The sequence below is a fragment of the Elusimicrobiota bacterium genome, assembly GCA_028718185.1.
In the GTDB taxonomy this organism is placed as follows: domain Bacteria; phylum Elusimicrobiota; class UBA8919; order UBA8919; family UBA8919; genus JAQUMH01.
In genome coordinates this window covers 18933-36873 of record JAQUMH010000005.1, presented here as the reverse complement: position 1 = coordinate 36873, position 17941 = coordinate 18933, and the positions used below count along the sequence as shown (strand labels likewise).

12 protein-coding genes are annotated in these 17941 nt (G+C 32.1%); 11 read left to right on the top strand and 1 reads right to left on the bottom strand.

The window, feature by feature from the left end; all coding sequences use genetic code 11:
* Positions 1–91: 91 nt before the first annotated feature.
* Both PHE88_07810 and PHE88_07805 read left to right on the top strand, forming a co-directional pair.
* Positions 92–2719 carry a GH116 family glycosyl-hydrolase gene (locus PHE88_07810; protein ID MDD5687718.1) on the top strand — a complete coding sequence of 876 codons (2628 nt, stop codon included), beginning with the start codon at positions 92–94 and terminating at the stop codon, positions 2717–2719.
* Positions 2720–2823: 104 nt separating this feature from the next.
* Positions 2824–3357 (top strand): biotin transporter BioY, encoded by a 534-nt coding sequence (locus PHE88_07805; protein MDD5687717.1) that lies wholly within the window; start codon positions 2824–2826, stop codon positions 3355–3357.
* Here the strand turns inward: PHE88_07805 and PHE88_07800 are convergent.
* On the bottom strand, positions 3329–4708 hold the full coding sequence (locus tag PHE88_07800) for an ATP cone domain-containing protein (protein MDD5687716.1): 1380 nt from the start codon (positions 4706–4708) through the stop codon (positions 3329–3331). The two genes, PHE88_07805 and PHE88_07800, sit on opposite strands and share 29 nt — an antisense overlap.
* Positions 4709–4894: 186 nt before the next feature.
* Here PHE88_07800 and PHE88_07795 point away from each other — a divergent pair, with 186 nt between their 5' ends.
* From PHE88_07795 to PHE88_07755, 9 genes are all read left to right on the top strand, one after another.
* Positions 4895–6160 carry a zinc ribbon domain-containing protein gene (locus tag PHE88_07795; GenBank protein MDD5687715.1) on the top strand — a complete coding sequence of 422 codons (1266 nt, stop codon included), beginning with the start codon at positions 4895–4897 and terminating at the stop codon, positions 6158–6160.
* Between the two features lie 164 nt (positions 6161–6324).
* Positions 6325–7353 (top strand): Fic family protein, encoded by a 1029-nt coding sequence (locus tag PHE88_07790; GenBank protein MDD5687714.1) that lies wholly within the window; start codon positions 6325–6327, stop codon positions 7351–7353.
* Positions 7354–7435: 82 nt separating this feature from the next.
* Entirely contained in the window at positions 7436–8962 is a 1527-nt protein-coding gene (locus tag PHE88_07785; GenBank protein MDD5687713.1) for a bifunctional UDP-sugar hydrolase/5'-nucleotidase, read from the top strand.
* A 118-nt stretch (positions 8963–9080) separates the two neighbouring features.
* A complete protein-coding gene (locus tag PHE88_07780; protein MDD5687712.1) occupies positions 9081–10040 on the top strand; it encodes an ATP-dependent 6-phosphofructokinase in 960 nt (319 codons plus the stop codon).
* A gap of 126 nt (positions 10041–10166) precedes the next feature.
* Entirely contained in the window at positions 10167–10886 is a 720-nt protein-coding gene (locus PHE88_07775; GenBank protein ID MDD5687711.1) for an isoprenylcysteine carboxylmethyltransferase family protein, read from the top strand.
* A 114-nt stretch (positions 10887–11000) separates the two neighbouring features.
* A complete protein-coding gene (locus PHE88_07770; protein ID MDD5687710.1) occupies positions 11001–11855 on the top strand; it encodes a radical SAM protein in 855 nt (284 codons plus the stop codon).
* Between the two features lie 45 nt (positions 11856–11900).
* Positions 11901–14054, top strand: a complete 2154-nt coding sequence (locus PHE88_07765; GenBank protein MDD5687709.1) for a YfhO family protein — start codon at positions 11901–11903, stop codon at positions 14052–14054.
* 56 nt (positions 14055–14110) lie between these two features.
* Entirely contained in the window at positions 14111–15862 is a 1752-nt protein-coding gene (locus tag PHE88_07760; protein ID MDD5687708.1) for a tetratricopeptide repeat protein, read from the top strand.
* 103 nt (positions 15863–15965) lie between these two features.
* Positions 15966–17921 (top strand): tetratricopeptide repeat protein, encoded by a 1956-nt coding sequence (locus PHE88_07755; protein MDD5687707.1) that lies wholly within the window; start codon positions 15966–15968, stop codon positions 17919–17921.
* Positions 17922–17941 lie beyond the last annotated feature (20 nt).

Here is a 17941-nt window from a genome sequence, read left to right as displayed (position 1 = left end):
TAAATTTCAATAAGTTTCGCGAAGTAAATTTCTGTATTTATTAATTTCTTATTTCTTGAATCTAAAAGAACATTTGGAGGGTATAATTAGAATGAGTAAAGATAAATTGGCAAAAAATGGTAAAGCGGCAAAAAAAGTTTTATATAGCGACAAGGAATTATTTACATCAAACAAACAGAAAACATATGTTGGTGAATACCAGAAAGAGGTAATATTTCCTATAGGTGGAATAGGTACCGGTTCAATCGGTTTATCCGGTAGCGGGGCATTAGTCGATTGGGAGATATTCAACAGACCGAATAAAGATTATGCACTTCCATTTTCTTTTTTCAGTATATGGGCAAAGGAAAAAGGCAAAGAATCCATTGCCAAAGTCCTGCAAAGTCCTGCAACCCCACCATATTACAGGTACAGGGAAATTGATGGTGTCAATCGTGAAACAGGTGCCGGCTTACCGCATATGGATTCTTGTGTGTTTAAAGGAGAATATCCGTTTGCTAACATTAAATTTAAAGATTCCCAGGTTCCGTTAGAAGTATCTCTTGAAGCATATAACCCTTTTATCCCGCTTAATGCAGATGATTCAAGTATTCCCGTAGCTATTTTTAATTTCACCTTGAAAAATACAAAGAAAACAGAAGTAGAAGCTACTATTGCTGCAAATATTTCTAACGATGTCGGTCATTCTAATTATGAAAAAAATGAAAATAAATATTTAGGTCAAAACGTAAATAAATATATTAAAGAAAAAGGACTTTCTGGACTTTTTATGACTTCCAAAAAATATGATGAGAATAGCCCTAATTTCGGTTCATTGGCGTTAACTACTTCTCATAATAATATAGTCTATCAGTCATACTGGTTCCGCGGTGCATGGTTTGATAATTTTCATTATTTCTGGGATGAATTTTCCAAAGATGGCATGTTAAAAGAACGCAACTACGATGAGCCTTCTCCTGATAGAAAGTCTGATGTTGGTTCAATCGGGCTCAGGGTAAAGTTGAAACCGGGCGAATCAGTAACGCTTCCTATATATATTTCCTGGTATTCGCCAAATTTCCAGAATTATCATGAGACCTACTGGGGTAACCCTGAAGATTGCAAAAATAAAACATGGAAGAACTATTATGCCACACAATTTAAGGATGCTTTTGATGTAGCGAAGTATACAGCGAAAGAATCGGACAGGCTTTACAGGGAAAGTAAATTATTCCATGATACATTATTTAGCTCTTCACTTCCCGATTATGTAATTGATGCAATTTCAAGTCAGGCGTCTATTTTAAAAACTACTACTTGTATCAGGTTAGAAGACGGAACTTTTTATGGTTATGAGGGCTGCAAAACTTGTAGCGGGTGTTGCGGGGGTTCTTGCACTCATGTTTGGAACTATGCTCATACATTGGCATTTCTTTTCCCGTCACTTGAAAGAAGCATGCGGGAAGCAGATTATGAATATAACCAGGCTGAAGACGGAAGAATGAGATTTCGGCTCCCGTTACCGCGTATAAAATTAAACACCTGGCCTGAAAAAGGTCGTCCTGCAGCAGACGGGCAGATGGGTGGAATAATGAAATTTTACCGTGATTGGCAGTTATGCGGTGACGATAAATGGCTTAAAAAACTCTGGCCTAAAGTAAAACTTTCGTTGGAAAGTGCGTGGATAGAATGGGATAAGGATAAAGACGGCGTAATGGAAGGTATCCAGCATAACACGTATGATATTGAGTTTCACGGCGCTAATTCATTAATGGGTGGTTTTTATCTTGGTGCTTTGAAAGCGGCAGAAACAATAGCGCGTTATTTAGGTGAAGAAGATAAAGCGAACGAATACCGTTCCATTTTTGAAAAAGGAAAAAAGAAGATGGACGAAAAATATTTCAACGGCGAGTTTTATATCCAGGACTATGACCCCAAAGAAGGATTAAAATACCAGTACGGAAAAGGTTGTTTGTCCGACCAGATGATAGGACAATGGTTTTCGCATATAATAGGGCTCGGTTATTTATTTAAAGAAGCGAATGTTAAAAAGTCCATGGAATCAACCTTTAAATATAACTGGAAAACAGATTTCAAAGACCACGCCAATTGCCAGAGAATATACGCTATCAATGACGATAAGGGACTCTTACTCTGCAGCTGGCCCAAAGGCGGAAGACCTGCAATTCCTTTCCCGTATTCAGATGAAGTATGGTGTGGTATTGAATATCAGGTAGCCAGCCATCTTATTTATGAAGGATATTTGAAAGAAGGACTTTCTATTGTCAAAGGTGTCCGTGACAGACACGACGGTAAGAAACGGAACCCGTGGAATGAATTTGAGTGCGGGTATCATTATGCGCGGTCTATGGCGAGTTATTCGGTTTTGAATGCGCTTTCCGGATTTCTTTATTCCGCCCCGCAAAAGAGTATCAGTTTTAACCCTCAACTTAACGCCAAAGATTTCAATGTTTTCTTTTCTGTCGGTTCCGGGTGGGGTTTATATTCCCAGAAAATCAGCGGAAATAAAATGAAAATATCACTTGATATTAAATACGGCAATCTCACAATTTCAAAGTTAAATATAAACCCGACCCATTCGGTAAAGAAAATATCCGCTGAATGTAATGGTTCTGCAATAAAAGTAAGTTTCGAAAAAGACAAAAATAATTGTTCTATTGTTTTTGAAAACCCAATAAGTATCAAGCCGGATAGTTCATTAAAAATTTTAGTAGAATAAAAGAAAAGCGTTATAGAGTTATAGAGTTCGTAGAGTTATGGAGTTAAAAACCCTTAAACCCTATAACCCTAAAACTCTAAAACCCTATAACTTGGTAGGTTTTTATGTCCACAGCAGTTCTCAACCGTAGCATTACTAACGATGCAAAAGTTGTAAAAGCAATCGGTGTTTCATTTTTTGTTTTGGCGACAACATTTGGTGCGTATGTCCGTATCCCTTTGCCATTTACCCCGGTCCCGATAACATTGCAGACATTTTTTGTTCTTTTAAGCGGGTTAGTAATGGGCAAAAAGTTAGGCGGAGTTTCACAGATATCGTATTTATTACTTGGCGGACTCGGTCTTCCTTTATTTACAAACACAGGCGCGCTTTTAGGACCGACCGGCGGTTATATTATCGGTTTTATTGTAGCATCCTGGCTTACCGGGTTTCTATTAGAAAAAAACTGGAAGATATTTTATATTTTATTGCTGAGTGACTTCGTTCTCCTGTTTTGCGGGGCAGTAAATCTTGCTTTCTTCGTAGGTAGTTTTAAGCGGGCGATAATTTTAGGTATGCTTCCATTTGTGGTAGGCGATATAGTTAAAATTTTTGCGGCAATTTCTGTCTTTAATATTTATAAGAACTTCCGCCGATAAACTCCCTCAATAACGAGTTTTTAGGCACAAGCGATTCATCCAAATCTTCAAACTCACCAAGAAGTTTGTAAACCCTTTTTGCCCTGATGTAAGCATCAAGCTTATGCGGGTCGCTTTCATATGCTTTAATAATTTCCGGGAACTTATTCATCATAAACTTTCTATGTATTGGCAGTTCAAATGGTAGCGCACCGTTAAAAACATAATCAACCTTGTTAATAAACGGGACAATATATTTCATCTCGCTTCTTCGAACATAGTGCCAGTGCCCGACAGTCCTGACCGGGTCATACGACCTGTGCCACGAGTCGCGCACCATTCTTCTAAGCATTCTTAAATCAGACCATCTCACAAATTCACCTTCTTTATCTCTTATCTGGCAGATTGCTTCTATGTAGAACTTGAATTTCATGCTGTGCGGTATACTTTTGGTTAATTCATCATATAACCCGTGCAGGGAATCAATAAGAAGTATCTGGTTTGGTTCAAGTTTAAACTCTGTTTTATTAAGAAATCTTTTGCCCGTTTTGAAATCATAAAAAGGCATTTTTACTGTCTTGCCTTCTATTAAAGCAGACAAATGTTCATTTATTAAAGCCAAATCCAGTGCCTGCGGGGCTTCAAAATCATAATCACCATATTCATCTTTCGGGTGTTCTTCAATATCCTTAAAATAATTGTCAAGATTAAGCAGAATAAAATCCAAGTTTTCCTTTTTCAGAACTTCCCCGATTTTAGTAGTAGTTGTCGTCTTCCCGCTTGATGATGGTCCTGCTACTATAACCATCCGTATTTTATCTTTATCGGCAACAATCCGTTGTGCAACTTTTTCAATTTCCGAATGATATAATTTCTCTGCGTCACTTATAAGTTTTTTAATAGTCCCATCTTTTACCTGTTTGTTAAGTTTTTCAGCCGAATCGCAGTTATGGTCGACATTCCATGTAAAAAACTTCCACAAAATTTTGTACGGTATGTTATCCTGAACAATTATTTTTTCCTGCTTGCCTTCACGCAGCCGTTTATGTTCTGCACGATACAAAATAAACGCTTTCGCAGTTGTGTAATGCCCATTTTCAACAAGTGCCTTTTCAACTAAATCCTGTATTTCTTCTACTGACGGTATCGCATCCTGTGAATATGTCCGGTTAATCATAGCGACAACTTTATTAGCAAGACTGTCCGCTAATTCCCTGTTGCCCCCGCCGACTTCAACAGCCGCCCGGAAAATCGCATCTATAATTTTATCCTTATCAAAAGCGACAATCCTACCGTCCCGTTTGATAATCCGGTTTATCTTAAAACTAGTAATCTCATCTTCCGGAAACATCATATTAGTTTCTTTCACCATAAAAAAATTATAGATAAAAAATGCTAAGATGTCAAATGAATTAAGATAAATATGATTGATTTTCCGGTTAAAAATTGTAAAATTATAATATTAGTATCCTGCAATAAGTCAAAACAATTAAATTGCAGAAGATTACTCCATCCCTGAACAGTAATCAATACTAATATAACAAGAAGGATTAATAAAATGATATGCCAGAATTGTGGTAAAGAAATAGATAATGATTCTAAATTTTGCTCTTTTTGTACATATGAAATAGGTACAACAATTGAAAAGAATAATATTAAAAAAGTTGATAAATTAAGAACATCTTCATTAGGGTTTTTAAAAGATATCGGAAACGCATATCTATTGTTATTAGCATGCGGGTATATTTTGGCAACTATACAAAACAGTGGACATTTTCTAATAGGACTATTGAGCCCATATATTTTAATATTTGTGTTTTTTATTTCGTTATTTACTACAATCCCAATCTATTTTATTAGATTTTTTATACACAAATATACTGAAGATAAACTTATTGGATTATTATTTACTTTCTTAGGCTCATTATTATTATGGTTTACCATTGCCTTTTTTAGTACGAAGGGTATTATAATAACAAATAACAAAAATTATAGAAAATATTATTCAGAAAGTGAATTTAAAGATTCAAGGAAAGTAGTTAAAGATGTGGTAGAAACAATTAAAGGGAAGAAATACTTTTTTGACAGTTCGGTGAATAAAATATTATCATCAGAAATTAAAAATGAGAATTTGTCAAAATATGGTAAATCCATTATTCCATATGCCATTTATTTAGAAGGTGAGAGAAAATTTCATCTAATTTTTATTGGGCATGGGATTGGTTACTTTTATAGTACGTATCCTTATAGATTCCTTTCGTACCAAATTATTCAGAATATAAGAGATAAAGAAGCAATTCCTATCTTAAAAAAAATGATTACAGATCCATATGAAAAGTTACCTGCTTTAGAAGCGCTTTGCGGGATGGAAGCATCCTTAAATAAATCTGAGGTTTTATTGTTATTTAACGATAAGTATGTTCGCGATAAATTCTGGTCATATTTAGTAAAAAATATTACAGATCTTGACTCAATTGATTCTGCAGAAATACTGCTGCTTTATTTGAAACCAAAATTTATAGATGGATCTGTTGATCTTGAAGGTGGTGGACGCAATTTGCATTATATATATGACAAGATAGAAAAAATTAAAGAAATTACAATATTACTAGGAAATACAAATTCAAAAGTAGCTTATGAATGTATTAACAGACAATTAATAGGTTTTAAATATTTTGTAAATGATCAATATCCTGTTCAGATAAAGCAAAAATGGAGTGATACTGGTTATGAAAGATTACATGAACATTTGAAGATATGCAAAGAATTGATTGTAGAATACGAAAAATCTATAAAAAAAATGTCTAGTAAAACATTGGAATAGATCTTTAGAAATAGGGGACAACGGTTTTGGTTTCTTTATAAAAAAACATATAAAAATGCTAAAGGCATTCTTACATTTCCCAAATCGTATTACACGATTATTACACGATTTTATGCTTGATAATTATTCTTATTTATCGTATAATATATACTAAAATATGATATATGGCATATAAACCAAATTACACGATTACCAACCGCATATTAAACGCTATTTCAAAGATAGAGTCGTTGAACTCTTACATATCAAAAGCGGATATTCTTCCAATCTGGGAGAAAAAACTTCGACATAAAGCGAAAATTAAAAGCAGTCATTATTCTACCGCGATTGAAGGCAACCGTCTGACATTAAATCAAGTGGAAAAGGTATCAAAAAACGAGAAAGTTACAGGAGCAACTGAAAAGGACGTAAAGGAAGTGCATAATTATTTTAATGTGCTTGATTATATAGAAAAAATCAGTGAGATAGAAAAAACGATAAGTCATAAAATAATTTTAAAAATGCATTACATTACAATGGACGGAATCCTTTCAGGCAGTCTGAAAGGTGAATATCGCAACCAACAAAATGTCATAAAAGACACTTCGACCGGTGAAGTAGTTTATTTACCGCCTGCAGCTGAACATGTTTATGGCATGATGGATGAGTTTGTTACTTTTTTAAACGCAGAAAAGGAAATACATTTATTGTTGAAAGCGGGAATCTCTCATTATGAACTCGTGAGGATACATCCATTTATGGATGGCAACGGTCGTTGTTCACGCGCACTTACAATGTTGGTTCTTTACTTAAACAGTTATGACATCCGTAAGTTATTTGCTCTTGAAGAATATTATGAGAGAGACAGAGAAAGGTACTACTGCGCGATAGAGTCCGTACAAAAAAATAACGGGGATTTAACTGAATGGCTTGAATATTTTCTGGAGGGAATGGTTTTTGAACTTGAAAGGGTAAAAAATGAAATAGAAAAGATAAAGGAATTAAAACAGGAAGGAGTCCCAAAAGACTTAAACCCTAGGCAGATTTCTGTTGTTTCGTATATCCAGCGAAATGGGAATGTAACAAATAAAAATTATAGAAAACTTTTTCATGTTTCCAATAAAACCGCTCAAACTGACCTGCAAAAATTGGTTGATAGGAGTATTTTAATAATTGAAGGCAAAGGACGGTCAGTCAAATATAGACTTAAGTAGTGGAGAATGAAAATGCTTCACACATATTTGATTTTTCCGGTTTCTAATAATATATGAAGAACGAGATGCTAAATTAACATATATGAAAAACTTAAAAAAGTTATTATTTTGGTGTATAACAATAATTTTTGTTGGTGTTTTGTATTTTCTGTATCTTGGATTAACAACTACACAAATAACTATTCTTAATACAAATGATGTGCACGGGCATATTTTATCATCACCGGACAATTTTGGTGGGGATATTGGCGGCAGTGCCATTCTGTCCAATTTCCTGAAAAAACAGAAGAAACCGTATATGTTATTGGATGCCGGTGACATTTTCCAGGGGACACCGGAGGGTGATTTAGGTGACGGTGAAATTATAATAAAGATTATGAACGAGCTCGGTTACGATGCGATGACAATTGGTAATCATGAATTTGACAAGGGCCAAACACAGCTGAAAAAACTTATTGAAATGGCTAATTTTTCGGTATTGGGCGCAAATATTGTTGATAAAAAGACCGGGCAAACGCCTAAATGGATGGAATCGTATTTTATAAAAGAAATAAAAGGTATTAAAATAGCCGTTTTGGGCTTAACGACTTCTGCAATGCCATATATAACAATACCGGAAGTGAGTAGAGGACTGCAATTTAAGAGAGAAGTAGATGTCGCCAAAAAATATATTCCTCAACTAAAGAAAAAGGCGGATATAATTGTATTACTTACCCACATAGGTCTTTCAGAAGAAAATGATTTTGAAGACGACGTATTCCTTGCCAAAAATGTTGAAGGTATTGATATGATTATTGGCGGGCATACCCACACATTTCTAAAAAATCCTATAAAAGTCAAAAATACTATTATTGTTCAGGCAGGTGGTAACGGTAGATGTGTAGGTCAAACAATACTTAAAATCAGGAATAAAAAAATTGTTAATTTAAAATGCAAATTGGTCTCGCTTACAAAGAAAAAATACGGCGAAGACTTAGAATTTAAAAAAATAATAGACAATTTGACAAAAGACATTTCTGGAAAAATGGAGACTGTTATCGGGACCTCGGAACAGTTTCTTTCACATTCGCTTACAAAAAATTTACTAAAAAACGGTGAGTTGCCGCTTGGTAATTGGCAGGCAGATGTATTCAGAAAAATCACTGATTCTGATGTTGCATTCCAGAATATAGGCGGTATTCGTGCCGACCTTCCCGAGGGCAAAATTACAATACGAAATATTTATGAACTTTCACCGTTTAGGAATACGATTTTTACATTACAGCTCACAGGTGCTCAGATAAGAGGAATTTTAGAAAAATCTGTTTCCGGCAAGGCAGTTACATTACAAGTTTCCGGGTTAAAGTATAAATATGATATGGATAAAGACGAAGGCGAAAGGATAATAGAAGTTAATATTGGTGATAATCCGATAGATCTAAAAAAGTATTATAAAGTTGCTACGAATTCATTCCTTGTTAAGGGCGGCGATAGCTTTAGCGTGTTTAAAAAAGGAAAAAATACTCACGATACCGGAATTATTGATACAGAAGCGCAAATTCAATTTGTAAAAAGCCATTCACCAATAAAAGCCCAGGTTGAAGGTAGAATTGAAAATATAACAAAATAAGAAAAAGCGTTAAAGAGTTATAGAGTTATAGGGTTATAGAGTTCATAGAGTTAAAACCCTAAAACCCTAAAACTTTTCTTTACATATTACACATATTTAGTTAAGAGAGGACTCAAAAATGAAAAGAATAGCAATAGTTACACCCGGAGGTGATGCCCCGGGAATGAATGCCTGTATAAGGGCGATTGTCCGTCGTTCCGGTACTGAAGGGCTTGAAGTTTATGGAGTGTTGAACGGTTATGAAGGACTTATTAAAGAAAATATTTTTAAGATGGGACCTCGTTCTGTCAGCGGAATAATTTACCATGGCGGCACAATTCTAAAAAGTTCAAGATGTAAGGAAATTAGAACAGATTCAGGTTTACTAAAAGCAGTAAAAACTCTGAAGGATAACGATATTGATTATCTAGTTGCAATCGGCGGTGATGGTTCAATTACCGCGGCAAAAAGAATTTCAAAGTATGGTATTCCTGTTATTGGTATTCCGGCAAGCATTGATAATGATGTTTACGGGACAGATGAAACAATAGGATTTGATACTGCAATTGACACGGCAGTTGATGCTATTGATAAAATAAGAGATACAGCCACCAGTTTTGACAGAGTTTTTATAGTTGAAGTTATGGGCAGGGAACATGGATTTCTTGCTTTAGAAATAGGACTTGCATCAGGTGCCGAATTTGTTTTTATACCTGAGGTTAAATACAATATTGAAAATATTTGTGAAGAATTAAAAAAAGACCAGAAAAAGAAAAAGACATCAGTAATAATAGTTTTTGCTGAAGGCTGCGGGGATGCTAAGCAGGTTGCAGGTCAAATTAATAAATGTACCGGTATTGAAGTAAAAGTAAGCAATCTTGGCTATATCCAGCGCGGTGGTAATCCATCCGGGAGGAGCAGAAATCTTGCATCCAAGTTTGGGAGTTACGCAGTGGATTTAATTTTAAAGGGAATTAAGAATAAAGTAGTTGTGTTACAGAAAGGAAAAATAAAATCACTGCCGGTAGAACAGGTAGTTTCCGGAAGGAAGTCAATCGATAAAGACACATTAAAACTAATAGAAAAACTCGCAGTGTAAGGAAAGCGTTATAGAGTTATAGAGTTCGTAGAGTTCATAGAGTTAGAACCCTATAACCCTAAAACTCTAAAACCCTAAAACTTTTCTTTACACATTTCATATTTAATAAAGTGAGGAAACAAAAAAATGGAAATTGATAATTTGACAATTGCAATCGGTAATTGGTTTTTTAAGTACAGGAGTTATTTGTTTGTCCCGATTTTGATATTGCTGGTAATATTTATGGGTCCCGTGATGCCATTCGATTCTATGAAAATGGATTACATTACGGATATTTTTGGTGTTTTGGTGGCGTTAGTCGGTTTTTCTTTAAGGGTGTTAGTTATAGGGTATAAAAAACCGGGAACAAGCGGAAGGGGAACGGTAATTTCCGTGTCAGAAGTTGTTACTGACGGTGCTTACCTGATGTGCAGGAACCCGTTATATTTTGCAAATTTTCTGATATGGCTGGGATTTATGATTATCTGGTGGGAAATAAACTTTTTCTTTACGATAGTCCTTTGGTTTTTTGTTGAATATTATTTTATAATAAAAGCAGAAGAGTCCTATCTTTTTCTTAAGTTCGGTGTTGCTTATGATAATTATAGGAAATCAGTCACTGCTTTTTTCCCTAAGATAAAAAATTTCAGAAAACCCAATAGATTGTTTAATTGGAATAAAGTATTAAAAAATGAGACAAATTTATTATTGCTGATTTTACTTTTCCCATTGTTTTTTGAAATGTATGAAGATAAACTATGGGGTAAAGTAAGTTTTGGAAAAAATATAATTTTAGTTCTTATCGCTCTGATTATTTTAGTTATTTGGAGTATTATTTTTTATAAAAATAAAAAGTCTTCTGCTTGAAATACCCCTCAACTCTTTCTTCTCCTCACAGGAGAGAAGATTACTCATTTATTTCCTCTCCGCCTATGGGGAGAGGATAAAAGGTGAGGGGATTAGTGAATAGGTCTGATAAAAATGACAATAAGACCTCCGGCTGAGAGAGATAGCTTTCTGTTGCCTGTAACAACGGGGTGTTCTGCCAATACCTGCAGTTTTTGCGGGGCATATCAGGGAATGCCTTTTAGTATTTTAGAATATCCGGAAATAGAATCTGAAATAGAAAAATATAGTCGGGTATGCCCGAATACCAAGCGCGTGTTTCTTTTAGACGGCGATGCACTGGTTTTATCAAACAGCAAACTCCTGCCTGTTTTAGAAAAACTCAATAAAACCTTCCCCGAACTTTCGCGTGTCTCCAGTTATGCTAACGGTTATAATATTACAAAAAAAAGCGATACTGAACTAAAAGAGATTTCTGACAATAAATTAACTTTAATATATATGGGGCTTGAAAGCGGTAATCAGAATATATTAAATAGATGTAAGAAATCTTCAAGTGTCCAAGAGATGATAGAAGCAGTAAGCAGAGCTTCTGATGCAGGAATAAAATCTTCGGTTATTGTCCTGCTCGGATTAGGTGGCAGGAAATATTCTAAAGAACACGTTACTGATACAATAAAAGCTCTTAATAAAATGCAGCCCAGGTATCTTTCTTTTCTTTCTCTTATGCTTATCCCCGACACACCTTTATATAAAGAAGCTAAAAAAGGTGATTTTGAAGAATTAACCCCCGCTGAATTAGTAAAAGAAACATACGATATTATTGAAGGTCTTGAACTGAAAAAAACTATTTTTCGCAGCAACCACGCATCAAATCATTTGCCTCTCGAGGGCCGGTTCCCCAACGATAAAAAGAATTTATTGAATATGCTTGAATCCGCCATTAAAGGCAAAAAGAAATTAAAACCCGAATGGTTAAGAGGATTATAGAACGGGGATGTCCTTCGTTTTATAGATTTAAAATAATTTAAAATTATGAATAAGACAAAAGAATATTTTCTCGTATCCTTTTTATTATTTATTTTAGTATTCATTTTCTTTTGGAAAGCAGCCACTTTACAAGAAATATTCATAACACCTGATATATATTCAAATGACACAATGGGTATCAATTACCCATATAAGAATTTTCTGTCTGAATGTTTGAAACAAAATAAATCTTTTTTATGGACATCTGATATACAGTGTGGCTATCCAATACATGCAGAAGGACAAGGTGGGTTTTGCTATCCTCTGAATCTATTACTTTTCCGGATTTTACCTTCACCTATTGCTTTTAATTATAGTGTTATATTAACATTTTATTTGGTAGGAATATTTACATATTTCTATGTTCGCTTATTGGGTTTAGGTAAAACTGCTTCGCTTTTTTCAGCGATATCATTTATGTTTTCAGGCTTTTTTATTTTGCATGTAAGACATCTTAATATGATACAAGCAGCATGTTGGGTACCACTTTTGTTTTATTTAGTAGAAAAGTATTTTAAGACGGATAAAATAATTTATATAATTTTAACCGGAGTAGTTTTTTCATTTCAAATATTAGCAGGGCATCCACAGATACCATATTATTCTTTTATAGCGATTTTAATCTACTTTTTATTTGGTATTTTTAGGAAAAAGAGGATTACCCCCATATTGTTATCTATAGGTATCATTATGGTGATTGGAATAGGTCTTTCCGCGATACAATTGGTTCCAACATATGAGTTGGTTCGAGAAAGTTATCGTGCTACAGATTCAAAAATAATAGGGGACTTATCAAATAATTATCCATATAAAATTAAACATATTATCCAATTTATTCTCCCATTTTATTATGGAAATATTGTTGACGGCACTTGTCCTTACCCGTACGAAGGCGTTCTTTTCTGGGAAAATATATTTTATGTTGGGATTTTGCCAATAATATTTATGATAATTGCGTTAATGTTTAAGTTTAAGGATAATTTACAGTTAAAATTATTTTTAGTTTTAATAATAGTTTCTATTACCATTGCATTACACAATGCATTTCATTTAACAAATATATTCCAAAATATACTTCCTGGTTTTAAGTATTTCAGGATTCATCAGCGTATTTTATTCATAAATGCTTTAGTGGTTTGTATTATTGCAGGATTCGGTGTAGAGATAGTTCTTGAAAAAATCCCGAAAAAATATCACAGATATTTGATTATATTGATTTTATTTGTAGTAATTGATTTATTTAAATTTGGAATAAAACAAAATCCAACATATGATATCCGAAAGTGGTTTTCAGTTCCTAAAAGTGCTGAGTTTTTAAAATCAGATAAAGATGTGTTTAGAACAGAAAGTTTCACAACAGAAGTGCAACAAAGATTGTTTAAGCGATTTAAAGGATATTCTTCAGGAATGCATCCTTATTTTTGGATGAGAAATTTCATAATTCCTAATTTTAACATGGTATACCATATATCTTCCGTGTCGGTAGCTACTGTGCTTTCAATGAAACGAGTAAATATATTTAATGAAAAATATTTTAATTCGCTTATATTTGGTAATTTTGAAGGTTATAAAAAAATAGTTTTACCATTTTCTGCTGCGCGGTTTTTAGGACTACAAAATGTTAAATATATAATTAGTGGATATTCAGTAGATACAAATTATTTAAAAGAAAAACCTGAGATTGCAGGTGATTTCTATTTTTATGAAAACAAACAATTTACTCCAAAATCGTATATTATACCTAAAGCAGAGATTATTTCTGACGATACAAAAATTTTAGAAATTCTACAATCTGATAAATTTGACCCGTTAAAAACTGTAATATTGGAAGAAAACATAAATCATGGTTCTATCTCTACAAAAGGGTCAGTAGCGAAAATAGAAAAATATGAAAACACCGATGTATTAATAAATGCAAATCTTACAGATGATGGATTTTTAGTTTTAAGTGATACATATTATCCCGGGTGGAAGTGTTATGTTGATGGAAAAGAAAGCAAGATATTAAGAGCGAATTATTTATTTAGAGCAATTGCTTTAAACAAAGGGGAACATATAGTTGAATTTGTTTTTAAACCAATTTCGTTCAAAATTGGAATGTATATAACTATTTTTACTGCTCTATTGATATTTGGCATGTTATTTATCAAGGTTATATAAAAAATGGGAACGTTCTTAGTTTTGTAATGAGTTATGGGATTTAATGTAATAAATATATGAAGAAACTTATTGAAAAAAAGTGGTTTTTACCTGCAATTATATTTTTATTTGCATTAATAATTCGGTTAATATATTTTTATCAAATAAAAGATAATATTTTATTTAAGAATTCAATTCTTGATGCTAAATTTTATGATATTTGGGCACAAGAAATATCGAAAGGTGATTGGTTAGGCAAAAGCCGAGGGGTTTTTACTATGAGCCCAGGCTATCCATATTTATTAGGTATTATCTATCTAATATTTGGTTATAATATTGATATACCAATTATGCTACAGTTCATTATGGGCAGTTTGATATGTGTATTTATTTATTTTTTAGGAAAGAAAGTTTTTAATTTAACGATTGGTATTTTATCTGCCTTTATAATGTTATTATATAGTATTAGTATTTTTTATGAAGGTCTATTAGTAAAAGCTACAGTAATAAATATTTTTAACCTGCTCATGCTTTTGATGTTAATTAATTGGATGAATAAAAAATTAAATGTATTTCTCTTCCTTTCTGGTATTTTCCTAGGGTTTTCCGTACATTTTCGGCCAAATATATTAGGATTAATACCATTGCTTATTATATGGGTATGGATAGTAAGTAAAAAAGATGGGATTGATAAAAAGAAAATTGTTGGTTCTATTGTAACTCTTGTTTTGGGTGTATCGTTGATAATAATTCCCGTAGCTCTAAGGAATAAACATATAGGAGGAGAGTTTGTATTATCAACCGCACATGGTGGAATGAATTTTTATACAGGCAATAATCCTTATATCAATGGGGTGTACTTATCGGTGCCATTTTGTAGAATGAATACAGAATATGAACAACAAGATTTTATTAGGGAGTCAGAAAGGAGGGCAGGGAGGGAATTAACACCAAAAGAGTCGTCTAAATTTTGGTATGCAGAAAGCTTTAAATTTATTAGGAATGAACCAAATCGTTGGTTAAAAAGCATATTAAACAAATTTTTAATATTTTGTAATTCTTATGAAACACAAATAAATTTAAATTATTATTTTTTTAGGGAAAAATTTACGTTATTGAGAATGTTGCCTTTTTCTTTTGGAATAATTTTTCCTCTTGCACTTTTGGGTATAATAATTCTAATTAAAAATAATTCTATAGATTACGGGATTTTATTATTTATTTTTTATATTATTTTCTATGTCCTGACACTTGTGCTTTTTTTTGTTGTTTCTGAATATCGATTTCCTATAACTCCGGTAGTAATAGTTTTTGCAAGTAGTGCACTATATCATTTATATATAATAATAACAAAAAATCAGTATAAGCAATTGGTAAAATATATCCTTGTGCTAATTTTGCTTTATTGGGGAGTTAATAAAAATATTTATGAAGATTTATTTGGTATGAATTTATATAAAGAATCTCAATTAAGTGTTTCACATTTTAATTTAGGTGTTTTATATGAAGAAAAAGGTGATTATGAAAAAAGTATCAAAGAATATGAGATTGCTATTAAAATTAATCCTATAGGTGGTAATCCATATATAAATCTTGCATATATTTATTTAGAAAATAAGATGTATTCAAAAGCAATTGATATATTGCAAAGACAGATAGCGATTAACCCTCAATATGCAGAAGCATTTAATAATTTGGGAAGTATTTACTATAAATTAGGTAAATATGAAAATGCAGTTAATTTATTTAAGAAAGCAGTTGAAATGGAACCGAATATTAAAGAATTTAATAAAAATTATAATTTAGCTATACAAAAATCTAAAAAATGAATGGGAAATTAAAATTATTGGAAAATGTGAGATAATTCAATGTTTTAATGTAAAAGTATAATATATTGCAAAGTTTAATCCAAATAAAAATATGGAAAGATTTATGAAAAATAACGTTCAAAATAACCAATGGAAACAATGGTTTGCTATTGGAGTAATAGTAATTGCTACAATAGTTGTCTATTATAACTCTTTTAAAGTTCCATTTTTATGGGACGATAGATCGAAAATTGTAGATAACCCGGATATTAAAAAATTGAGTAACATTACAACTAAGCTTATTTATCCTTCAGCTGCTAATAAAACTTTTGAAAGAAATGACCCGTCAAGACCATTGGTGTATCTAACATTTACATTGAATTATTATATTGGTAAATTAAATCCATTCGGTTATCATCTTTTTAACCTTATAATACACATATTTAATGTAATTCTAATATTCTTTTTAACTAAAAAAATACTTTCATATACTAATCTTTTAAATCTTTCAATTTATCATTCTTTTATTTTCTCTCTATTTGTATCTCTACTTTTTGCAATTCATCCTGTAAATACAAATTCAGTAACATATTTGTTCAGTCGGTCTGTTCTTTTAGCCACCTTTTTTTATTTACTATCAATATTATTTTTTATTAAGACATTTGAAAAGAATAAAACTTTTTATATTCTTTCACTGCTGAGTTTTATTCTGGCATTATTTGCAAGACAAGATGTTGTTACTTTACCTGCAATAATCTTATTATTTGATTATATTATTTTAAGTGATTTTAGTGCAAAAAAAGTTATCGAAAATAAATATTATCATGTGCCATACTGGATATTGTTTGTTGGTTTTTTACTATTCAGATATTTTTATTTTGGCAGTATAGGTGATTTAGAAGCAGAAAACCTTCCGGGGCGGCTTATATATTTAATAAATCAACCATATGTGATAGTGAAATATCTCTGGTTACTTTTTGTGCCTATTGGATTATCTATAGATCGTGGCCAATTCTTGATAATAAAATCAATATACGAGTTAAAAGAAATATTATCAATTATCATTATCATAAGTATCTTTATATTTGCATATCAACTGTACAAAAGAAAATCTGATACATCAAAAATAATCTTATTTTCTATACTTTGGTATTTTATAACATTATCGCCAACATCAAGTTTTTTCCCTACAACCAGCACCATGGTTGATAATAGACTATATCTTGCAGGATTTGGTTTTTATCTTATTCTTATATTTTCTTATCTTTCATTTTTTAAATCTTTAAAATTTCCTAACTTTTCAATTATTTTAATATGTATTAATATACTTATTCTTGGTATAATAACTGTAAAAAGAAATCAACTTTATCAAAAATCTATTCCTTTATGGCAAGATGTTGTTTCATATTATCCACATAGTAGAGCATATAACAATCTTGGTGTTTCATATTGTGAACAAAAAGAATATGAAAAAGCACTTAATGAATACCAAAAGGCTATATGTTTAAGTCCAAAATATAAGGATGCACATTATAACCTTGGTTTTTTATTTTATATTCAGAAAGATTATAATAATGCAATACAGCATTTCAAAAAAGTCATCGAGCTAGAACCAAATTATGCGAAAGTACATTTTGAGCTTGGTAATTTATATCTTGATATAAAAGAATATGCTAAAGCAATTCAGGAATATCAAAAAGTTATAGAAATAAGTCCAAACGAAGCGACGGTATATAATAATCTTGGGGTTTTATATCGTATTCTGAAAGACTACAATAGCGCGATTCAGGAATATCAAAAAGCTATAGAATTAAATCCAGACGATGAAAAAGCACACAACAATTTAGGTGTTTTGTATTGTAATCAGAAAAGCTATGATAAAGCAATTCAGGAATATCAAAAAGCACTCAAAATAAACCCAAATTATTTTGAAGCATACTGTAATCTTGCTACTGCGTATTGTGGTCTGAAAAGATATGATGAAGCACTTCAAGGGTTTGAAATTGCCTTGAGTTTATCACCAAATGACAAAGATATTCAAAATAAAGTAAATTTTTTAAAACAAACGGTAACACATTAACTTGCTATTCAAAATATATA